The organism is Dehalobacter sp. TeCB1, from assembly GCF_001707455.1.
Lineage (GTDB): Bacteria > Bacillota > Desulfitobacteriia > Desulfitobacteriales > Syntrophobotulaceae > Dehalobacter > Dehalobacter restrictus.
In genome coordinates, this window is record NZ_MCHF01000036.1 from 1 (window position 1) to 21,755 (window position 21,755).

The window sequence follows — 21,755 nt, forward strand, 5'->3', positions numbered from 1 at the left end:
ATTCTCAAAAGTACAAAGTCATAAAAACATTACTCACTTTTTTAAAAATGTAAAAGCCCGGATTTCCCTTGTTTGCAAGGGGTTCCAGGCTTTTTTGCTCTTTAAAGTGTCAAAGATGAGATTATAAAGGATGAATATGGACACGTCAAGCTGGAAGGAGCCTGCTTTTTTGGCATATCAAAACACAACTCAGTCCTAATCTGACGGTTTTTCCAAAAGATGTTTAGCCGATTTTCTTGCCCAGCGGCTTGCCGCCGATCAGATGATAGTGCAGATGTCCGACTTCCTGACCTCCGTCAGGTCCGCAGTTCACAACAACCCTGTAGCCCGATTCCGCGACCCCGGATTCTGCTGCAAGCTGCTTGATCAGGACAAAAATCCTGCCGGTCACAGCCATGTCATCTTCTGTCAGATCATTCAGACTGGTTAAGTGCTTTTTCGGAATAACCAGAATGTGAACAGGCGCCACGGGGTTAATATCCTTAAAGCACAGGATATCTTCGTTTTCAAAGACGATTGCTGAAGGAATTTCCTTGTTCACGATTTTGCAAAAAATACAATTGTCCACGAACCGAACCTCCAATTTTGTATCCTTAATACCCTATCAACTCTAAACCTACATGTTCCTACTGGTTAGATTAATGTCCTTTGCTTCCGGGTTATTCGCTTTTTGCAATCACTGTCTTACTGAGAATTTGTTGGTCGCATTGCTCCAGCGTATCTGCAAAAGGAGTCAAAATATACAAAAAGACTGTACTGTCAAACTCCTTAAAATATCTCGCATAAATTCTTGCACGGGATTCAATCAGTGGGAAATCCTCCAGACTGGTTTTTTTGAGCGGATTACCGTACTGAATGTAAGCCCGCCGGCTGCCCTCATATTTGTGGGCCGGACTGTTTACCAAGATGATTGCATCGATTTGTTCCCAGCCTTCATAACCTGCATACGTAACCCCGCTCTTAACCTCGGAAGAAAGAACGTTCATTTTCTGCTGCTTGGCAGGGCATCCCAGGCCGTCCAGGATCAGCTTCTGATAATCATATTTCGCTACAGCCATTATTTCGTTGTTATTCAGCTTCCCATCCACCGAAAAACCATACTTGCTTTGCCCGGAGTTGTCCTTGATCAGATATCCGCCATAAAAGCTCGCATAATAAGGCGAGTCATCCTTGTAAAGCGTGGACGAACCGTAATTCCAGCTGAACGCGCCAAAATTATAGAGTATCGACAGGGAAAGGTCTCTTCCGGTGTACTGCGAAAAACCTTTATTATCGTTAAATACCATGACAAACGGGTACCAGTCTTTTTCTTCCGTACTGGAACCGCCCGGGATCTGAACAGAGACTTGCTGTTTATCCATCAGGCTCTTGGAATTTTCATATTTGGTGTAAGCCCACATCACCGCATAGCTTCGGACTTGTGCGTACAATGGTGCTTTTAATAATAATACACCCAGCGCAATGACTACAATTAAAACAATAATAAGGGGCTTCTTCCAATTCCCGATCTTCTTCATTGTGGCTCCTTGTATTTAGAGGATTATTTGTTAATTATTATATTATAAAATATTAGAAGATTAAACACCATTTGACAAATTGTGCTTTATTCAGCTTCATTGATTTCTCTGCTAGCAGCGTTTCCCGGGACAGAAACCAGATCCTCCTCACGGACAGTATAAGTGATGAGATTGCTCTCAGCCAGGATGGACGGAATTCGAAGTTCCAGATAATTTCGGGTATGTCCGCGGGCTCTTCCGTCTTGATCCACATTCTCCAAAAGTACTTCAAGCTGTTTTCCAATAAATTTTCTCTCGTATTTTCTTCGGCTCTTTTGACCGATCTGAATCAGTTCCCTGACCCTGGCTGTTTTGATACGGTTGGGTATCTGCTCCGGCATATCCGCCGCGGGCGTACCGGGCCTCCGGGAATAAGGGAAAACATGAATACCGGAAAATTCGCAGCTCTCAATAAAACGCAGGCCGTCCTGATAATCCTGATCTGTTTCTCCGGGAAAGCCGACCATAATATCGGTGGCGATTGCCGCGTCTGGAACTCTGGCCCTTATCTGCTTCAGCAAAGCAGCATAATCCTCTATCGTATAAGGTCTGTTCATTTTTCCCAGGATCTTGTTGGAACCGCTCTGAAGCGGAATATGGAAATGGGGGCATACTGCTGCATTGGCAGCAATAACCTCCAGTAATTCCAGCGAAAACTCCATCGGTTCAATCGAGCCAAGCCGGAGTCTCTTCATCCCCGGAAGTTTCACCAGCTCACTGACCAGAAGTCCCAGATTCATATTCTTATCGGCAAAGTCCCTGCCAAAGGCGCCGATATGAATACCGGTCAGTACAATTTCCTTGTATCCTGCCTTCAGAAGTTCCCTGGCCTCCCGGTAGACATTTTCAGGATCACGGCTACGTGACGGCCCCCTGGTATAGGGTACGATGCAGTATGTACAAAACTGGCTGCAGCCATCCTGAATCTTCAGCATGGCCCGTGTCCGGCTCTCACTTTTGATCAGCGGAAGCTCTTCATATTTCACGCTTTCCTCAAAACTTTTGACCTTTCGGAGAGGTTTTAAAGATTCGGCCGGCTTCTTTGCTGAAGCACCAGCAGTACGTTCGTCCTGAATATCGCGTAAAAACTGAAGCAGGGAACTCCGGTCCTGAGTTCCCATGATCAGACCAACTCCATCGATCCCTGCAACCTCATCAGGACTTAGCTGGGCATAGCAGCCCATGACAGCGATGATCGCCCCCGGATGATCCTTGACCATCTTACGGATGAGCTTGCGGGATTTCATGCTCCCTGTACCGGTTACGGTGCAGGTATTAATAATGATCACGTCGGCAGAATCAGCCTCCTGGACGGTCTTATAACCTTCACCGGCCAGCAGCTGAGAAAGTGCTTCGCTTTCAGTCTGGTTGACCTTGCAGCCAAGCGTCAGAAAACTTACCTTCAAGCCTTCTGCGTTTTTCATGTTTTCGGTTATCATCTGCTTATCTTCTTTATTCATACGCTTGGCTTCTTTTCCTCTTAACAAATACAACATCCATCAAATAACTGCCCAAATAGAAAATATAAAAATTCTTCTGGCTTATGAACTAACATAAATGACCATATGATCAAAGCATCTATCCAAGATCGCCGAAGTAAGCGAGAGCCATTACAAGGGCTGCCAGAGCTGCCGTCTCTGTCCGCAGAATACGTGGTCCCAAAGAGACACTCCTGGCCTGGAGTTTTTCCTCGGCCCAGGCCACCTCTTCCGGCGCAAAGCCCCCTTCGGCCCCGATAAGCACGGCAATCGGGTATCTGGGTTCATATCCCTGAAGCACTTCCTTTAAGGAGTGCGTCTTTTCATCTTCATAAGGAATCAGCCACTGCGTCTCTGCCGGCAGCAGTCCCTTCAGTTGCGTCCAATCGGCTACTTCCATAATTTCCGGTTCGATAACCCGGTGAGATTGTTTCACAGCCTCAGCCGCGATTCTTTGCCAACGGACCACCCTGTCCCGTGCTTTAGCTCCTTCCAGTTGCAGGACAGACCGTTTCGTCCTTAAAGGGATAAGTCCGGCCATTCCGAGCTCAGTCCCTTTTTGGATGACCCACTCCATCTTTTCTCCCTTGGCCAGTCCCATGACAAGGTATACCCTTGCCTTTGCTTCCACGTCAGGGAATTCCTCTTCAACAATTCTGCAGCAGGCTGAGTCCCTGGCTAGTTCTTCAATGACCCCGACCCACTGACCGCCGGAATTATCAAAGCCCATGACTTTAGCGCCGCATTCAAGCCGCACCACATGAGTCAGGTGATGAAGTTCTTCTCCGGTTATGTTAAAAGTGTCCTTTTCGCGGGACGAGATTTTAAAACGGTGCATAGGATTCCCTCTCTCGATACACTCAAGTAAACGTAGCTTTCAGCAGTACCCAGCCTGCATCTTCAAGCCTTCCAATACAGTGGAGGCCTGCCGCATTCATTTTTTCCAGAACATTGTTTTCCCGGGTATCAATGATGCCGGAAGCAAGAAGGATACCCTCCGGTTTCATCAGCTGAGGCAGGGAAGGCAGGAGTTCAATGATTATATCCGCGATGATATTAGCGATGACGACATCAGCTTTCCCCGTAAAGACCTCACCGAGGTTTCCCGTTTTAACCTTAATTTTATCTTCCATGTGATTCAGCGCTGCATTTTGCCGCGCAATCCGCACAGCCAGGGAGTCAATGTCTCCGGCCTGGACGTTTGCCCCGAGCTTGGCGGCCGCCACAGCCAGGATCCCGGAGCCGGTGCCAATATCAAAGACGTCCGAACCTTCCTGAATATAGTCTTCCAGCGCCTCCAGGCAGAGAGCGGTTGTCGGATGGGTACCCGTCCCAAAAGCCATCCCGGGATCAATCTCAATGATGACCACCTGATCCTGCGTGTCCGCCTGTTCCCAGGTCGGTTTGATCAGGAAGCGTTTGCCGATTCGGACTGGTTTAAAGTATTGCTTCCATTCATTCTCCCAGTCTTCTTCCTTCACCATCACGGAATTCGTCTCCACCATCCAGTCCGGAAATAATTCCTTGAAAAGCAGAAGTTCTTCCCGTAAGGAGGCGATCCTGGGACTTAAGCTTTCATCCTCCGGGAAATAACCCTTGACCACACACTTTCCTGTTACTTCTAAATCCGCATAGATGTGATAATCCCAGATCCCGGATTCAACATACCCTTTAATCAGCTCAGGCGATTCGACAACCACACCCTTGCTGCCTATCCGATAAAAAAGATCGGTAACAGCCTCCTCTCCCTCAGATGATACTGTTACCGCTATCTCAGTCCAATTCATTGCAAACTCCCTTTTCTCAGATCTTATTCACCGTTAAACTGCAATTAACCGATAGCATCCCGGACATTATCCTTCACCTTGTCCCAAAGCGATTTTTTTCCAAGCTGCTGACCTTCGGTCGTTATTTTTCCAAATTCGCTGAGCAGCTCTTTCTGACGTTCCGTGAGTTTGGTAGGCGTTGCTACAATCACCCTGACATGCTGGTCACCGCACCCGCTGCCCCTCCGGTAAGGAACACCCATTCCTTTGACTCTGAAGACTTTCGATGTCTGGGTTCCTTCGGGTATCTTTATTTTGACATCTCCGTGAAGGGTAGGCACGTCGATTTCATCACCCAGGGCGGCCTGAACAAAAGTGATCGGAATTTCAACGTAGATATCATTGCCGTTTCTCTGGAAGAATTCATCCTTCTTAACGAGCAGAACAACATATAGGTCTCCGGACGGTCCTCCTCTTTCTCCAGCCTCGCCATAACCGCTGTAACGCAGACTTAATCCATCCTCAGTGCCTGCCGGGATATTGACTTCGATCTTTTTAACTTCTTTCACTTTACCCTTGCCGTTGCATTTGCTGCACGGAGAGCTGATCATTGTCCCTTTTCCGCCACAAGCAACACAAGTCTTGGTCGTAGCGATCTGCCCAAACGGTGTACGCTGAGTTGCCCTGATTTGCCCAGTACCGCCGCATTGTGAACATGTGGTCGGATTCGTGCCGGGAGCCGCGCCGCTTCCTCCGCACTCGGTACAGTATACTGAGACCGGAACTTCGATCTGCTTCTTCATGCCAAAGGCAGCTTCATGCAGCGTGATGGACAGATCATATCTCAAATCGGCGCCTTTCACCGGGCCTTTTCTTCTGGAACCTCCGCCCATACCACCGCCGAAAAACATTTCAAAAACATCTCCAAGGCCGAAATCAGCAAAATCAGAGAAATCGCCAAATCCTCCAAAGCCCTGTCCGTTAAAGTCCACCCCGGAGTGGCCATATTGGTCATATTTTGCTTTCTTATCCGGATCGCTCAATACCGCATAAGCCTCGGTAGCTTCCTTAAAGCGTTCTTCCGCTTGCTTATCTCCCGGTTTGACATCGGGATGGTTTTCCTTTGCTATCTTCCTGTAAGCTTTTTTAATTTCATCCACGCTGGAAGATTTGCTGACACCCAGAACTTCATAGTAGTCGCGTTTCATAATTTAAGCCGAAACTCCTCCCTAAATATCAATACAAGACCGCATAAGACATAAATAAGACCTGCATTCCTCCGAATGCCGAAGCAGGTCCAAAGATACTACTGCACCCTTAGACCCTTTTGATTACCTATAGACTCTTTCTAATGTATCATTATACTACCATTATCATTAATATGTTAAGATTTAAGGCGCGTTGTACCGGTATTTAGCTTTGAGGCTAAATACCGGTACTTTTTGTGTTTCAACATCGTTATTATCTGCAGACTCTTCATGATTAATCGATTAAACAAATGATCTGATTAATACTGATTCTGTTTATTTATCCTTGTCCACTTCGGTATATTCAGCATCGACAACATTGTCATCTTCCTTGCCGGCTCCGGTATCCTGCTGTCCTGGATTTGGTCCTGCGTCAGGTCCCTGCGAACCTGCACCGGGTGCTCCCTGCTGTTGATACATTTTTTCCACAAACGGATAGAGGATTTTGGTCAGCGCTTCCGATTTTGCATTAATTTCCTGGACATTATCGCTGCCGGCCGTGGCTCTGAGTTCTTCAGCAGCCTTCTTGACCGCATCCCGCTCGGTGTCGTCGCCTTTGCCTTCAAAGTCCTTCAGGGTCTTTTCAGCCTGGTATGCCAGTGAATCTGCTTGATTTCTGGCATCAATCAGTTCTCTGGCCTGTTTGTCTTTCTCAGCATTGGCCTCGGCATCCTGACGCATCTTTTCAATTTCGTCTTTGCTTAAGCCGGTTGAAGCCGTGATGGTTACTTTCTGTTCGTTACCGGTTGCCATATCTTTCGCCGAAACGTGTACAATACCGTTTACGTCAATATCAAATTTGACTTCGATCTGCGGCACACCTCTTGGGGCAGGCGGAATTCCGGTAAGCTGGAAGCGGCCGAGTGTCTTATTGTAAGCAGCCATCTCGCGCTCACCCTGAAGCACATGGATATCTACCGAAGTCTGGCTGTCGGCTGCAGTCGAGAAGACTTGAGATTTGGTGGTCGGAATGGTCGTGTTCCGGTCAATGATCCTGGTGAATACACCGCCCAGGGTCTCAATCCCGAGGGAAAGCGGGGCAACGTCAACCAGAACAATATCTTTCATTTCACCGGCCAGAACCCCGCCCTGGATAGCCGCGCCGAGCGCAACGACTTCATCCGGGTTAACACCTTTATGTGGTTCCTTGCCACTAATTCTCTTAATGGCTTCCTGGACTGCAGGGATTCTGCTAGATCCCCCGACAAGAATCACCTGATCGATTTCGTTGAAGGAAAGTTTGGCATCTTCCATCGCTTGACGGGTAGGTCCCATTGTTTTTTCGATCAAATCTGCTACAAGCTCTTCAAATTTGGCGCGGGTGATATTCATATCCAGATGAAGCGGCCCTTCAGCAGACATTGTGATAAACGGCAGGTTAATATTAGTCTGGGCAACGCCGGAAAGCTCAATTTTGGCTTTTTCAGCAGCTTCCTTCAGACGCTGCAGGGCCATCCGGTCTTTGGCAAGATCAACACCGTTGCTCTTTTTAAATTCGGCAACAATGTAATCCATTAAACGCTGGTCAAAGTCGTCACCGCCGAGAAGGTTGTTCCCATTTGTCGCTTTAACTTCGACCATTCCCTGACTCAGTTCGAGGATCGAGACGTCAAATGTTCCGCCGCCAAGGTCGTAAACGAGTACGGTCTGGTCATGTTCTTTGTCAAGTCCATAAGCCAGTGCTGCTGCAGTAGGTTCGTTGATAATACGCAGAACTTCAAGACCGGCGATCGTGCCGGCATCTTTGGTAGCCTGACGCTGGGCGTCGGTAAAATACGCCGGAACGGTGATGACAGCCTGAGTGACTGAAGACCCCAGATAAGCTTCCGCATCAGCTTTGAGCTTCTGCAGGATCATTGCAGATACTTCCTGCGGTGTATAGGATTTATCCATCAAAGTCACTTTATAGTTAGTGCCCATATGACGCTTAATTGAACTAACCGTGTTGTCCGGATTGGAAACAGCCTGGCGTTTAGCCACCTGACCTACCAGTTTCTCGCCGTTCTTGGAGAAGCCGACGACTGAAGGTGTAATACGTGCTCCTTCAGGATTAGGGATTACAACAGGTTCACCACCTTCAAGTACTGCAACACAAGAGTTGGTGGTTCCTAAGTCAATACCAATTACTTTACCCATTTGATTTCCTCCTTGCAAATTCTCATATCGTATTTTTCGTTTCTTTCAACTCATATACTCTTTGATCAGACTGAGATTTAGCTTAATACTATCAGCCTGAAACTTTGACCCGGCTAGGCCTGATCACTTTATCCTTCAGATAATATCCCTTTTGAAGTTCTTCCAGAATCATATTCTCCGGCTGGTCGGATTCTTCTTTCAGCAGGGCTTCGTGGAGATTCGGATCAAATTCCTGGCCGACGGTTTCAATGATTCTGAGCCCCTCATCTTCCAGAACTTTCACAAACATTCTTTCGATCATTTCCACACCCTGGGATAATGCTTCAAAATCTTTGTTTTTTCGACTGGAAGCAATCGCTCTTTCAAAATTATCCAGGACCGGCAGCAGGGACTGAATGACCCTTTCCGAAGCATATCGGGCAGTGTCTTCTTTTTCCTTCTGAGTTCTTTTGCGGAAATTGTCAAATTCAGCTTTCAGTCTTTGCATCTGGGCATAATAGTCTTCCGCTTTGAACTTATGCTCTTCAATTTCCTCACGCAGGCGCTGCAAATGATCGACAGGATCAATCTCCTCAGTCAGGCATTCTTCATTCTCCTGCCCAATGTTCTGGTTTTCTTTATCTTCCTGAGCGTTTGCAGACGCTTGATTTGTTTTTTCTTTGTTCACGCAGTTGCCTCCCTTCTTGATCTAAGTCCGGGTCCTCCGGTGCCTCTCTGTCAGCAATTCGGTCAAGCTGTTTGTCATATAATCTACAATCGCAATCGCTTTGCCGTAATCCATTCTGGTCGGACCCAAAACTCCCACTGAACCAATCTGTTTCCCGTTAATCTGGTAGGTTGCAGATATGATACTGCAATTTTTAAATACCTGATCAGCATTTTCCGCTCCGATCATGATACTTAATCCCTTTTGGTCATGACTTAGAAGCTCCTTCAGCTTATTGTTCTCCTCAAATACGGAAAAGAGACTTCGAACTTTATTGATATCCCTGAATTCAGGCTGATCAAGCATATTTAATGTCCCGCCAAGGTAGACCCGTTCTTCGGACTCTCCATCCTTATCATCAAACATTCTTTCCAAAATACCCATCATTCCATCAATAATGCGGCGTTTTCTGGAAAGCTCGCTGTATATTTCGTTGATCAGGCCTTTTTTCAAATCCTGTACCCTGGTTCCGCTCATTTTCTGGTTGAAAATATTCGCCAGAATCTGAAGTTCCTCCGGGCTTGTATCCGAACCGATATCGACAATATTATTCTCTACCGAACCATTCTCTTTCACGGTCACCATGATGGCCTTCCCCTGCTCGTAGGGGAGAAAATACAAATTCTTTAGAATACCGTTTCGGCTTTTTGGTCCAAGTACAATACTGGTCAGGTTCGTCACCTGGGAAATAAGCTTTCCGGTGTATTCGATGACTTCCTGCACTTCGCTGAGTCTGCTGGTGATCTCCTGGTTGATATTTTTCTTTTCATCATGGTTCAGGCTCAAAGGGTCCATCAGATAATCGACATAATAGCGATAGCCTGAGTCGGAAGGAATCCTTCCTGCAGATGTATGGGGCTGTTCAATAAGTCCCAACTCTTCGAGATCTGCCATCTCATTGCGGATCGTCGCCGGAGACACCCCCAGCTCAAACTTTTTGGAAACGGTTCTGGAACCGACAGGCTCCGCGGTGGCAATATAATCCTGCACAATCGCTTTTAAAATCTTGTGTTTTCTTTCATCCATTTCCATCAAAGTGCCACCTCCGATTGATTTGTTAGCACTCTACTAAGGTGAGTGCTAATCATCTGAACATAATTTAGCATGATGGTAAAATAATGTCAAGAGGAATAATCATCGAATCGTGTACAATGTAGCTGCAATTCAGCTTAGATCATCGTTAAATTTAGCTACAAAATGAAATCCACCAGAACCGCATTGAGCACGAAAAAGCAGGCAGGGTTAATTTTCAACCTGCCTTCGGCAAGTCGGAAAATATCTCTATCAATATAGTTTTGCAAAATTTGTCCATAAATATCCTGAATTTCCGTTTGAAATTTTGCAGAAAATTCTGCGGTGTCGATTCCATCTGCCGTACGCAGCCCCAGCATCATAAATTCAGAGATCTGCTGCTCTCTGGTCAGTACTTCGGTTGCCGAAGGGTCCAAAGGTCTTTGTCCAGATTCCAATATCCGGGTATAACCGGCAATATCCTCTGGATTCCTGGTTCTAACGTTGTTCAGACATGAGACTGCCCCCGGTCCAAGACCTATATAATCCTGCCCTCGCCAATAAGACCGGTTATGTTTGCATTCAAAACCGGGCCTCGCAAAGTTGGAAACTTCATAGCGGCCATAGCCGCAGCTTTGAAGATAAGAAACCGCCCATTCGTACATATCGGCCTGCAAGTCGTCATCCGGCAGACGATCCAGGCGATTCCGGCTGTTCAAGCCATCCAAGGTTTCCTTGCAGTCCGGACTGCCTGCCTGACTGTATGCATATTCTTTATGCAGCGGGGTATCTTCCTCAAGCGTAAGTGCATAGAGTGAAAGGTGTTCAGGCGACAATGCGATGGCCTGGCGAAGCGTATCCTGCCAATCTCCCATTCTCTGTCCCGGAAGTCCAAAAATCAGGTCAAGGTTCAGGTTATCTATCCCCGATTGTCTGATAAGGGTGACGCTCCTGTGAATATCCTCCACGGTATGGATTCTGTCGATGCTTTTCAGCAGACGGTCATCAAAGCTCTGAGCGCCGAGCGATATCCGGTTGATCCCGTACGTCCGGCAGAGCATCAATTTCTCCCGGTCAAGTGTGCCGGGATTACACTCAATTGTTTTTTCTAGGACCTGACCGGTTCTGGAAGTATGGATACGGGGATCCCTTATCGGATCAGATAGTTCTGTCGAGTCTGTCCGGCTCAGGGCCTTAAAATAATACCGGTAAATCAGATTCAGCAGCCGATCAAGCTGACTGGCATTCAGAACTGTGGGCGTTCCGCCCCCAATAAAAAGAGAAGAAACCCCCTGGGAGGCTTCCTTAGCTCGCAACTCAAGCTCCCGCTCCAGTCCGCGCAAATAGACGAAGACCAAATCGGAGGCCGGGTCTGATAATAACATATGGTCAGCCCCATCTACGCTACCGAATATTTTACTGTCTGCGATAATGGGAGCAGTATAAGGTACCGAATAGAATGCGCAGTAGGAACATTTTTTTACACAAAACGGAACATGAACATATAAAGAAGTCATACGAATCACCTAATACAGCGATTTTTAATATTTACGTTCCCAAGCTGCAGACTAAGTCACCGTAATGGATGTCCAGCGCCAAGCGGAGCACAGCGCAGGAGGTGCTGCCTTGGGTCTAACCCGAGCAAAGTAAAATTAATCGTCCATCTTGAGCACTGCCATGAAAGCGTCCTGGGGTATTTCCACACTGCCGACTTGTTTCATGCGTTTCTTGCCTTCTTTTTGCTTTTCCAGCAGTTTGCGTTTCCGGGAAATGTCACCACCGTAGCATTTGGCCAGAACATCTTTGCGCATAGCCCGGATATTCTCCCTGGCAATGACCTTGGCACCGATCACGGCCTGAACAGGTATCTCAAACATCTGCCGCGGAATCAGGCTGCGCAGCTTTTCAACAAGTTTGCGTCCACGAGAATATGCTTTGTCTTTATGGACAATGAAGGAGAGTGCATCAACAATTTCAGCGTTCAGCATGATATCGAGTTTCACAAGATCCGCTTCCTTGTATCCGATCAGTTCATAGTCCAGAGACGCATACCCTTTGGTCCGGGATTTAAGCTGATCAAAATAATCATATACAATTTCGCTTAACGGAAGCTCATAATAGAGACTTACGCGCGAAGCGGTGATGTAATCCATGTTCAGGAACGTACCCCTTTTCTCCTGGTTCAGTTCCATGATGGTGCCTACGTACTCGGAGGGTACCATAATCGTAGCCTTGACCACAGGCTCTTCAATCGATTCGATCTTTCCTTCAGGCGGCAGAAGCGCAGGGTTATCGATAAAGACCTGTTCCTTGGCTGTGGTATTTACTTTATAAACAACGCTCGGTGCGGTCGTAATAATACTGAGGCCAAATTCCCTCTCGAGTCTCTCCTGGATAATTTCCATGTGCAGGAGACCCAGGAAACCACAGCGAAAACCAAAACCCAGCGCTGCGGACGTTTCATTTTCATACATTAAACTCGCATCATTCAACTGAAGTTTCTCCAGCGCATCCTTCAGCCTGTCAAAGTCGGAAGTTTCAACCGGATAAAGGCCGCAAAAAACCATCGATACCGCTTTGCGGTAGCCCGACAGCGGTTCCGCCGCCGCATGGTCGTTATCCGTCACGGTATCCCCGACCCGGGTATCCCCGACATTCTTGATACTGCCCGCGATATAGCCAACCTGGCCTGCCCTCAGCTCATCGACAATCGTCATTCCTGGGGTAAAAACACCAACTTCGGTGATTTCAAACATTTTTCCGGTGGACATCATCCTGATGTTCGTTCCTTTGGAGACTTTACCGTCAAATAATCGAATATAAGGGATCGCACCTTTGTAGGAATCAAACTTTGAGTCAAAAATCAATGACTTTAAAGGTTCTTCATCATCGCCCTTAGGCGGAGGAATCCTCTGGACAATGGCTTCCAGGATCTCTTCGACCCCAATCCCCACTTTGGCCGATGCGAGGATCGCCTCACTCGCGTCAATCCCAATCACATCTTCAATCTCCTGTTTGACTCTGTCAGGTTCTGCGCTTGGCAGATCTATTTTATTAATAACCGGAATGATCTCCAGGTCATTTTCCAAAGCAAGATAGACGTTGGCAAGAGTCTGCGCCTCAATACCCTGGGCCGCATCGACCACCAACAAAGCCCCTTCGCAGGCAGCCAGACTCCGGGAAACTTCGTAAGAAAAGTCAACATGTCCGGGAGTATCGATCAGATTCAGCTCATAGACCTCTCCGTTTTTTGCCTTGTAGCGCAAACGAACTGCCTGCAATTTGATGGTAATACCACGCTCCCGTTCCAAATCCATGGAGTCGAGAACCTGCTCCTTGAGTTCCCGGGTGGACATGGTTCCGGTATACTCAATCAGCCGATCGGCAAGAGTAGATTTGCCGTGATCGATATGGGCAATGATCGAAAAATTTCTGATTTTAGATGAAGCGTTTGCCATGGATATTCTTCTCTCCCCGAATATAATGCCAGCATATCATTATACCAAACTACCGCCTTGAAAAGCAAGGCGGCTCCGGAATGCCGGGGGGACAGGGGGAGTCCTTTTGCCCCCCAGCCCTCCTTATTTGCGTCGTTTGATCAGCATCTCGATGGCCATTTGGTACTCTTCCATCTTCAGCAGACGGGCAACTATAAAAAACACGAGCATGCCTACGAGTGCTCCGCTGATTAAAACAATCGTCGATCCCATTTTGCCAATTCCGACCCAAAGGGTCAGCAGATTCGCCCAAATCATGACGACAGCTGCCATGGCCAAAGCGGCTGCCAGTGTTTTACTAAACACGGCTGCGATTCTGCGCCCGTCAATTTTGCCGAGTTTGCGGCGCAGTACGATAAACAGCAGGAGCATCTGCATAATGGCTCCGAGGGTTACAGCCAGGGCCAAGCCGCCGCAAGCCAAAGGCCCGACTAAAATGTACATCCAGATTATGCTGGCAGCCATGGCGATAAGACCAAGAATAACCGGAATCCAGGTGTTCTGCATCGCATAAAAAGCACGCGGCAGAATCTGAATAATAGCCTGAGCAGTGATCCCCAGCGAAAAATACAGCAGCGGCACAGCCATGATATCCGTATCCCCTGCACTGAATTCACCATGCTGGAACAGAACCCGAATCAAAGGGAAGCGCAGGACGACCATCCCAATGGATATCGGAACCGTAATAAAGATAATCAGACGAATTGCACTCGAGATCGTCTCCAGAAAGTCTTTGGCCTTTTTCAGAGCAGCCTGCTCTGTTAAGGTCGGAAAAACAGCGACACCGATGGCCAGCGCGAAGATGCCGACCGGGACCTGGAAAAGACGGTAAGAGTACCAGATCGCAGTCAAGCTTCCCGGATCAAGCGCAGAACCGAGGTTGGAATTCACAATGACCTGGAATTGATTCAAGGTGTACATGATAATCATCGGGACAGCCAAGACCATGATCTTCCGGACCCCGGGATGTTTCAAATCGATCATTGGATAGTAGCGGAAGCCAACCCTGCGCAGGGAAGGGACCTGGACAAGAAAATTTACCGTAGCGCCGATCACGACCCCAAACGCAAAACCGGAGATACTCCGGGCCTCACCGGAATTAGCAAAAAGCGCCCCAAATAGGATGACGCTGGCATTGTAAAGGACCGTCCCCAGCGCGGACGGCCAAAATATTTTGTACGAGTTCAGGATACCCATCGTAATCCCGCTCAAAGCCAGAATGACCGGCTGCAGCAGTAAGATGCGGGTAAGATAGATGGTAAGTTCCTTATTCGCCGGACTGAATCCGGGTACCTGCATCTCAATAAACTTCGGAGTCAGCAGCATGCCTGCGATAACCAGGATACAGAGCAGAAGAAATGTCGCATTGGTTACCGAGCTGACGACTTTCCATCCTTCTTTTTCCTTTTCTTTGGCAATATATTCGGATAGGACAGGGATAAAGGCAGCACTCAACACCCCTCCGACCAACAGCCAGTAGAGCAGGTCCGGAAGAATAAAAGCCGTATTATACGCATCTGTAGCCGCCGTTTTCCCAAACAGGCCTGCCATCAGGGATTCCCTGACAAAACCGAGAAGCCTGGAAACAAGGTTGGCAGCCATCATGAAGCCTGCCGCTTTCATCATTTTTTGATTGTTTGTCATAATGATGCTGAAGGACCTTTCTATATACAAAGAAATGCACTCACTGCAAATTATATCATTTACCGAGATATTCCTTCAATACTTCGGCTATCGGTCCGGCTGCAGCCTGTGCTTCCTCCAACGTGTTTAGCTGACTGCCAATTTCCAGCAGGATTGCTCCGTCCGTGAGATACTGGTTATAGCGTGCTTCTGAGGCATAGCGGATTTTCGGGAAAAACAGTCCCGGGTATTTTTTTTCCGCAATCTTAATAATTTCACGCGCAATTGCATCATTCTTTTCCCAGTTTTGATTTTTCTGACCGATCACAATCATGACTCTGGCACACTCCTGTCCGTTAATCTTTGCAGTATCTTTGCCCACCTGGGAAGGAAGTCCGTCCCGGTGAAGATCGATCAGCAAACGGGTTGTTGGGTTTTTCTCGAGCATTTTTTTTGCTGCGAGATAGGAATGATTGTAGGCCTGGATATAGACAGCATCATTAACCTCCTCGGAATGTGCCGTATTGATTCCTGCCTGGTTCAATTTTTCAGTCAATAGCTGTCCAATCTCCACAATATCTCCGTTTTCACCTCCAGCTGACCGGTCTGCACCGCCATCCCCCGAATAGGACTCTGCACTGTGGGTGTGATAGATGCTTACCAGGACATCCTGCGCACTTTTAATCGGTTCAGGATCATGATAAAACGGATTATCGAGGGGTTCGAGCAGTGGTCCCTCCATTTCAGGATCATTGGGATAATAGGCCCAGCCCAGCCAGGTCGGCCCTTCGGAAGGAGGTGCATAGAAACTTAAAAAATACGTCCGAGCGTCGGATATGTTGACTCCGGTCAGCAAATACATTCCGATCCCTGCAGCAGCATTCCGTGTATCACTGATATAGGTTCGTTGTGGATAAGACATCCCCGGGGCGCCTTCCAGAAGTATAAGCTCAAACGGAAAACTTTTTTCAGACAATATTTTTATGGTATACTGAAAACTATCGTTGGAAATGCAAAAGTAAACAGAAAATGCAAGCAGCGCCAAGAGTAGTATGACCCCAACAGCTTTCAGACGGGTATTCCAAAAAAACAGGATAATCTCCTCCTTTCCATAATTAGGAATATGAAGGACAAACCTGTCTTAGAACATTGAAATATCCTTAATATTTTACACCTGCATTAACGCTGAATTTATACAGTGCAGAATTTTTAAGATGTACTTGGCATTTTTGCATGGGATGTCATATAATAGATATAATTTGAAGACAATTCAAGTATCAAACAGCAAGGAATGGGACAGTAGCTTAAAAGGAAGTCCACAGAAAGCAATCAAATGCTGAGAGATTGCGTCCGACTTTCAAGTGAAAATCACCCGGGAGCTGAACTTCAGAAATATGTACCTTGTCACTGTCAAGTGATCAATTAACAGGGTTCCAGTAAGAAGTTTCGCCTGCCCTGCGTTAACGGGTAAGAGTGATGTGTTTGACGTAATTTCATGTACCTCAGACATATAATCAGGGTGGTACCGCGGTTTAGTCGTCCCTAAGTTATTCATACTTAGGGATTTTTACTTTTTTCATATGATAACTTGAGGGTTGACGAGGAACTAATTAGTCATTAATGAATTGATAAAGGAGAATCTCTATGAAAAAATTTAAATCTTTAGCTGAAAACCCCGTTGCTGGACGGGAAAAACAAATATCAGATTACTGGGATTCGATTGATATTCTGCAGAAGACAATCGAAAACCGCGAAGGCGCGGAACCGTTCGTGTTTTATGAGGGTCCGCCTACAGCCAACGGCAAGCCGGGTATTCACCATGTCATGGCGAGAACACTGAAGGATTCCGTCTGCCGGTATCAGAACATGAAAGGTTTTCAGGTCAAACGGAAGGCGGGATGGGATACGCACGGACTGCCGGTGGAAATCGAAGTTGAAAAACAGTTGAATCTTTCCGACAAACAAGGTATAGAAGCGTATGGGATCGCCCAGTTCAATGAAAAATGCCGCGACTCTGTGTTTACGTATGAAAAACAGTGGCGCGAAATGACGATCCGGATGGGTTATTCGATTGATCTGGATCATCCGTATATTACCCTGGATAACAATTATATTGAAAGTGTCTGGTGGATTCTGGACAAATTTTTCAGAGAAGGATATATGTACGAAGGTCACAAGATTCTTCCGTACTGCTCCAGATGTGGAACCGGACTTGCTTCCCACGAAGTCGCGCTGGGCTATAAAGAAATTAAAACGAATACAGTCATTGTCAAATTCAAACGCCAAGAATATGACGAGTATTTTCTGGCCTGGACGACCACACCATGGACCTTGCCCTCCAATGCTGCACTGACGGTAAGCCCGACCGAAACCTACGTCAAAGTCCGCAGCAATGATGAGATTTATTATCTATCGAAGACGCTTGCACCGAAAGTACTCGGCGACGATTATGAAGTCCTGCAGGAATTAAAAGGCACTGAGCTTGAATATATGGAGTATGAGCAGCTGATGCCGTTCTTAACCGCCGACAAAAAGGCTTTTTTTGTGACGACTGCCGATTATGTCACGACAGAGGACGGTACCGGGATCGTCCATACCGCACCCGCTTTTGGTGAAGACGATTATAACACCGGAAAGCGCTACAACCTGCCGGTTTTTCAACCGGTGGACGAATCGGGCAAATTTATCGCAACGCCTTGGAAGGATAGCTTTGTGATGGATGCCGACCTGGATATCATCAAGTGGCTGCATGCCGAGGGCAAACTGTTTAAAAAGGAAAAATTGGAGCATAATTACCCGCACTGCTGGCGCTGTCAGACCCCTCTGCTGTACTACGCCAAACCAAGCTGGTACATTGCGATGACCAAACTAAAAGATCAGCTTGTCGCCAATAACAAAACAGTTGAATGGTATCCCGACTTTGTCGGTGAAAAACGTTTTGGCAACTGGCTTGAAAATGTCAATGACTGGGCATTGTCCCGTAACCGCTACTGGGGGACTCCGCTGAATATCTGGCGCTGCGGATGCGGCCATACTGCTTCGGTCGGCTCCCGCAAAGAACTTGTGGAAAAAGCAATCGAAAAGATTGATGAAACCATCGAACTGCACCGACCTTACGTCGATGATGTTCATATCCGCTGTGAAAAGTGCGGCAAACCGATGACCCGGGTCAGTGAAGTCATTGACTGCTGGTTTGACAGCGGCGCGATGCCCTATGCTCAGCATCATTATCCGTTTGAAAACAAAGAGAACTTCCATGAACTGTTCCCGGCTGATTTTATCTGTGAAGGGATCGATCAGACCCGCGGCTGGTTCTACTCCCTGCTCGCGATCTCGACCTTTGTGATGGGCCGTTCCCCGTATAAGCGGGTTCTGGTCAACGATCTGGTTTTAGACAAGCAGGGACAGAAAATGTCCAAATCCAAAGGCAACACGGTAGACCCGTTTGAACTGTTTGACCAGTACGGTGCCGACACGCTCAGATGGTATTTGCTTTATGTGTCTCCGGCCTGGACACCTAAACGCTTTGACATCGAAGGCCTTAAGGAAGTCCAGAGCAAGTTCTTCGGGACACTCCGCAACGTCTATACCTTTTTTGCGCTCTATGCGAATACCGATGAGGTCGACCCGAGAGATTTCTTTATCGAATACAAAAAGCGGCCGGAGCTCGACAGGTGGATCCTCTCCAAATATCACGCCCTGCTCAATGACGTTGAAACCAATCTCGCTGTCTATGATCTGACTAAAGCGGTCCGAAAAATACAAGAATTTGTCAGCGAGGACCTCTCCAACTGGTATATCCGGCGATCCCGCCGCAGATTCTGGGATTCCGGCCTATCGGACGACAAGAAGGCCGTCTATAACACCACGTATGAAATCCTGGTCGGCATCGCCAAAATCTCAGCACCGTTCGCACCTTATCTGGCGGAAGAAATCTACCGTAACCTGACCGGTGAGACTTCGGTCCACCTGGCAGATTATCCGGAATATGTCTCGACTATGATCGATCAGAACGTCGAAAACAGAATGGATTTGGTCAGGAATTTAGTCACCCTCGGCAGATCTGCCCGGGAACAGGTCAGGATCAAAGTCCGTCAGCCGATCCAGCAAATCCTAGTTGACGGGAAATATGAAGTCCTGATCGCCGATTTAATTCCACTGATTCAGGAAGAGCTCAATGTAAAGGAAGTTATTTTTGCGAATAACTTAAGCGATTTTATGAATTTCATTCTGAAGCCAAACTTCAAAACTGCTGGACCCGTCTTCGGCTCGAAAATCAAACTCCTTGGCAAAGCACTGGAAAGCCTGGAGGCTTCAACGGCTGTGGCTGCCCTGGAGGCTGGAGAATCGCTCTCAGTGGATGTGGATGGAGAACAGCTAGATATCGTCAAGGACTATGTCATCGTGTCGATTTCCGCCAAAGAAGGGTTCACGGTCACAATGGAAAACAACCTGTTCGTTATTCTTGATACCACGCTGACCAGAGAGCTTATCGATGAAGGTCTGGCCAGAGAGCTCGTTTCCAAAGTCCAGCAGATGCGCAAGAGCAATGATTTTGAAATGATGGACCGCATCCGGATCTATTTCGATGGGGATGACCAAGTCACGAGTGCGATTCAAAGCTATCAAGAATACATCAAAGTAGAAACGCTCGCTGAAAGCATCGAAAAAACACCGAGTACCGCAGACCTGACTAAGGTGAACCTGAATGACCACGATACCGGCGTCAGGGTAGAACGGATCTAAATGCTTTGGCTCCGTTAAGCTGAATTTTTTAAAATAAGTAACCTTGAACTGAAATAATGCTGATAATAGTTAACACAGACCATCATTAGCATTATTTTTTTAAGCTGAGGCTAACGGCGTGGTGCCATCCGCTTTTCAGCTGTTGTGCCATCCATGGCACAAACAGCCGCGTTCCGCATCCAGCTCCACTTGGCGCGGACAGCACCATGCCGTTAATATCTCGTCCATTAAGCAATCCTGTAAAGAATTTGAGATCTAATTTTTCTGCTATCATTTATAAGTACCGCTATATACTGGCAGATGTCATTTACGCACTTAAAACACCGCTTCTTCAGTGTAGGAAAAACCAGACGAATATTTTTCAGAATCTTATACGAGATCAACGTAGTCCAGTCTGACATATTTTACGTTTCGGGGCGACAAAAACGAATCGTCAAAGAAGATCGAGATCCCGCATTATTGGCTGGTCACATCCGGGTCCGGCCCAGATAAGCTTCCTGAAGCAGAGAATCCGAGATTGCTTCTTTGGAGCTTCCGTGGTGAACAATTTTACCCCGCTCCATGACGAGTACACTGTCCGCCACTCTCAAGGCGGCTTTTGTATTTTGTTCGACCAGTACGACTGTGACGCCGGACTCTTTCATCCCGACCAGGATCGCCATGATCTCGCGTACGACAAGCGGGGCCAGCCCGATGGAAGGTTCGTCGAGCAGCAGCAGTGAGGGCCTGGCCATAAGGGCCCTGCCTATTGCCAGCATCTGCTGTAGACCACCGCTTAAAGAACCGGCCAAATCCTTTTCTCTTCCCTGCAGCAGAGGGAATAATTCCAAGACTTCCTCCACATCGTTTGGGATATCCGCCTTGTCCTGACGATAACGGTGAAAAGCCCCCATCATCAGGTTATCCATCACGCTTAGCCCGCTGAATATCTCTCTTTTCTCCGGTATAAGAGCAATACCGGCTCTGACGATTTTTTCCGGTGACTGGCCGGCTATTTTTTTGTTCTGAAAAATGATTTCTCCTGCAGCAGGCTTGTATAACCCCGCGAGAGTCCCTAGCAGGGTACTTTTGCCTGCACCATTGGCTCCAAGAACCGCCAGCAATTCTCCCTGCCTGACATTCAGGGATACATTTTTGAGCGCATGCACATAGCCATGATAAACATCGAGACCATTTACACTAAGCAATTTGCTCATCCTCTCCGAGATAGGCTTTGATCACTTCCGGGTGAGCCTGAATTTCTGCCGGGGTTCCCTGGGTGATCACCTCCCCGAAATTTAGGACAACAATCTCATCAGCAGCTTCCATGACCGTTTCCATATCATGTTCAATCATTATCATGGTCATACCCTGACTGCGAAGTTTTTTCAAATATTCTGTCAGGATTTCAGATTCAGCAGCATTTAATCCTGCAGCCGGTTCATCAAGCAGGATCAGTTTGGGCTGAGAAGCAAGGGCTCTGGCAATTTCCAACAGTCTTTGCTGTCCGAACGGCAAAACTGCTGCCGGCAAACCAGCTGACTCCGCTAAACCAACCTCTTCAAGCAGTTTCAGGGATTCAGCCCTGATTTTTTTTTCTTCGGTAGACCGTTCAGGGGAAGAAAGAAACGACTTGACAAAGCCCTTTTTCCCCTGCAGGTAAGCACCAGTCATAACATTTTCCAGCACGGTCATGCTGCCGAAAAGCTGCAGGTTCTGAAAAGTTCTGGTTACTCCAGCCTGAGCTGTCTTATACGGCTTCATTCCAGTGATCGTTTTTCCTTCCAATAACACTTCACCTTCATCCGGTTGATACGTTCCGGTAATCAAGTTAAAAATCGTCGTTTTTCCTGCCCCGTTAGGTCCTATAAGCGCTGTAATTTTTGCTTCTTCAACCCCAAAGCACACATGTTTGACAGCCATAATGCCGCCAAAATGTTTTGTAATTCTGTGTAACTCCAGAAGCATGGCCTTTTCCCTCCTTCTATAGGATTGATACTCAATCTATAA

The 21,755-nt window shown here is 47.3% G+C and carries 17 protein-coding genes and 1 other annotated feature; of the genes, 1 reads left to right on the plus strand and 16 read right to left on the minus strand.

The window, feature by feature from the left end; all coding sequences use genetic code 11:
* Nucleotides 1–223: 223 nt before the first annotated feature.
* The 13 genes from A7D23_RS09765 to spoIIP all read right to left on the minus strand — a co-directional run bounded on the left by A7D23_RS09765 (nt 224) and on the right by spoIIP (nt 15,942).
* Nucleotides 224–568 (minus strand): histidine triad nucleotide-binding protein, encoded by a 345-nt coding sequence (locus A7D23_RS09765; protein WP_019226590.1) that lies wholly within the window; start codon nt 566–568, stop codon nt 224–226.
* A gap of 91 nt (nt 569–659) precedes the next feature.
* Nucleotides 660–1,517: a hypothetical protein gene (locus A7D23_RS09770; RefSeq protein ID WP_019226589.1), complete on the minus strand. Its 858-nt coding sequence runs from the start codon at nt 1,515–1,517 to the stop codon at nt 660–662.
* 86 nt (nt 1,518–1,603) lie between these two features.
* A complete protein-coding gene (mtaB, locus tag A7D23_RS09775) occupies nt 1,604–3,016 on the minus strand; it encodes a tRNA (N(6)-L-threonylcarbamoyladenosine(37)-C(2))-methylthiotransferase MtaB (RefSeq protein ID WP_176714411.1) in 1,413 nt (470 codons plus the stop codon).
* 118 nt (nt 3,017–3,134) lie between these two features.
* Complete coding sequence (locus A7D23_RS09780; RefSeq protein WP_015044595.1) at nt 3,135–3,872, minus strand: RsmE family RNA methyltransferase; 738 nt, start codon at nt 3,870–3,872, stop codon at nt 3,135–3,137.
* Nucleotides 3,873–3,894: 22 nt separating this feature from the next.
* Nucleotides 3,895–4,821, minus strand: a complete 927-nt coding sequence (gene prmA / locus A7D23_RS09785) for a 50S ribosomal protein L11 methyltransferase (RefSeq protein WP_019226587.1) — start codon at nt 4,819–4,821, stop codon at nt 3,895–3,897.
* Nucleotides 4,822–4,865: 44 nt separating this feature from the next.
* Nucleotides 4,866–6,008, minus strand: a complete 1,143-nt coding sequence (gene dnaJ / locus A7D23_RS09790; RefSeq protein WP_019226586.1) for a molecular chaperone DnaJ — start codon at nt 6,006–6,008, stop codon at nt 4,866–4,868.
* A 315-nt stretch (nt 6,009–6,323) separates the two neighbouring features.
* On the minus strand, nt 6,324–8,183 hold the full coding sequence (dnaK, locus tag A7D23_RS09795; RefSeq protein ID WP_019226585.1) for a molecular chaperone DnaK: 1,860 nt from the start codon (nt 8,181–8,183) through the stop codon (nt 6,324–6,326).
* A 91-nt stretch (nt 8,184–8,274) separates the two neighbouring features.
* Nucleotides 8,275–8,850 carry a nucleotide exchange factor GrpE gene (gene grpE, locus A7D23_RS09800; protein WP_019226584.1) on the minus strand — a complete coding sequence of 192 codons (576 nt, stop codon included), beginning with the start codon at nt 8,848–8,850 and terminating at the stop codon, nt 8,275–8,277.
* 21 nt (nt 8,851–8,871) lie between these two features.
* Nucleotides 8,872–9,921, minus strand: coding sequence for a heat-inducible transcriptional repressor HrcA (gene hrcA, locus A7D23_RS09805; protein ID WP_019226583.1), 1,050 nt, complete (start codon nt 9,919–9,921; stop codon nt 8,872–8,874).
* Nucleotides 9,922–10,079: 158 nt separating this feature from the next.
* Entirely contained in the window at nt 10,080–11,417 is a 1,338-nt protein-coding gene (hemW, locus tag A7D23_RS09810; protein ID WP_019226582.1) for a radical SAM family heme chaperone HemW, read from the minus strand.
* Nucleotides 11,418–11,552: 135 nt separating this feature from the next.
* Nucleotides 11,553–13,358, minus strand: a complete 1,806-nt coding sequence (gene lepA / locus A7D23_RS09815) for a translation elongation factor 4 (protein WP_019226581.1) — start codon at nt 13,356–13,358, stop codon at nt 11,553–11,555.
* Nucleotides 13,359–13,481: 123 nt separating this feature from the next.
* Nucleotides 13,482–15,041: a murein biosynthesis integral membrane protein MurJ gene (gene murJ / locus A7D23_RS09820; RefSeq protein WP_025205219.1), complete on the minus strand. Its 1,560-nt coding sequence runs from the start codon at nt 15,039–15,041 to the stop codon at nt 13,482–13,484.
* Nucleotides 15,042–15,096: 55 nt separating this feature from the next.
* A complete protein-coding gene (spoIIP, locus tag A7D23_RS09825; protein WP_242871518.1) occupies nt 15,097–15,942 on the minus strand; it encodes a stage II sporulation protein P in 846 nt (281 codons plus the stop codon).
* A gap of 356 nt (nt 15,943–16,298) precedes the next feature.
* Nucleotides 16,299–16,567, plus strand: a binding site (T-box leader).
* 97 nt (nt 16,568–16,664) lie between these two features.
* Between spoIIP and ileS the strand changes: the two genes are divergently transcribed.
* Nucleotides 16,665–19,766, plus strand: a complete 3,102-nt coding sequence (ileS, locus tag A7D23_RS09830) for an isoleucine--tRNA ligase (protein WP_019226578.1) — start codon at nt 16,665–16,667, stop codon at nt 19,764–19,766.
* Between the two features lie 91 nt (nt 19,767–19,857).
* On the opposite strand, the gene A7D23_RS16080 is transcribed toward ileS, so the two are convergent.
* From A7D23_RS16080 to A7D23_RS09840, 3 genes are all read right to left on the minus strand, one after another.
* On the minus strand, nt 19,858–20,040 hold the full coding sequence (locus A7D23_RS16080; RefSeq protein ID WP_156804699.1) for a hypothetical protein: 183 nt from the start codon (nt 20,038–20,040) through the stop codon (nt 19,858–19,860).
* A 193-nt stretch (nt 20,041–20,233) separates the two neighbouring features.
* Nucleotides 20,234–20,953, minus strand: a complete 720-nt coding sequence (locus A7D23_RS09835; RefSeq protein ID WP_019226577.1) for an ABC transporter ATP-binding protein — start codon at nt 20,951–20,953, stop codon at nt 20,234–20,236.
* Nucleotides 20,946–21,713 (minus strand): ABC transporter ATP-binding protein, encoded by a 768-nt coding sequence (locus A7D23_RS09840; protein WP_019226576.1) that lies wholly within the window; start codon nt 21,711–21,713, stop codon nt 20,946–20,948. The genes A7D23_RS09835 and A7D23_RS09840 overlap by 8 nt, the downstream gene beginning before the upstream one ends.
* Nucleotides 21,714–21,755: the final 42 nt, after the last annotated feature.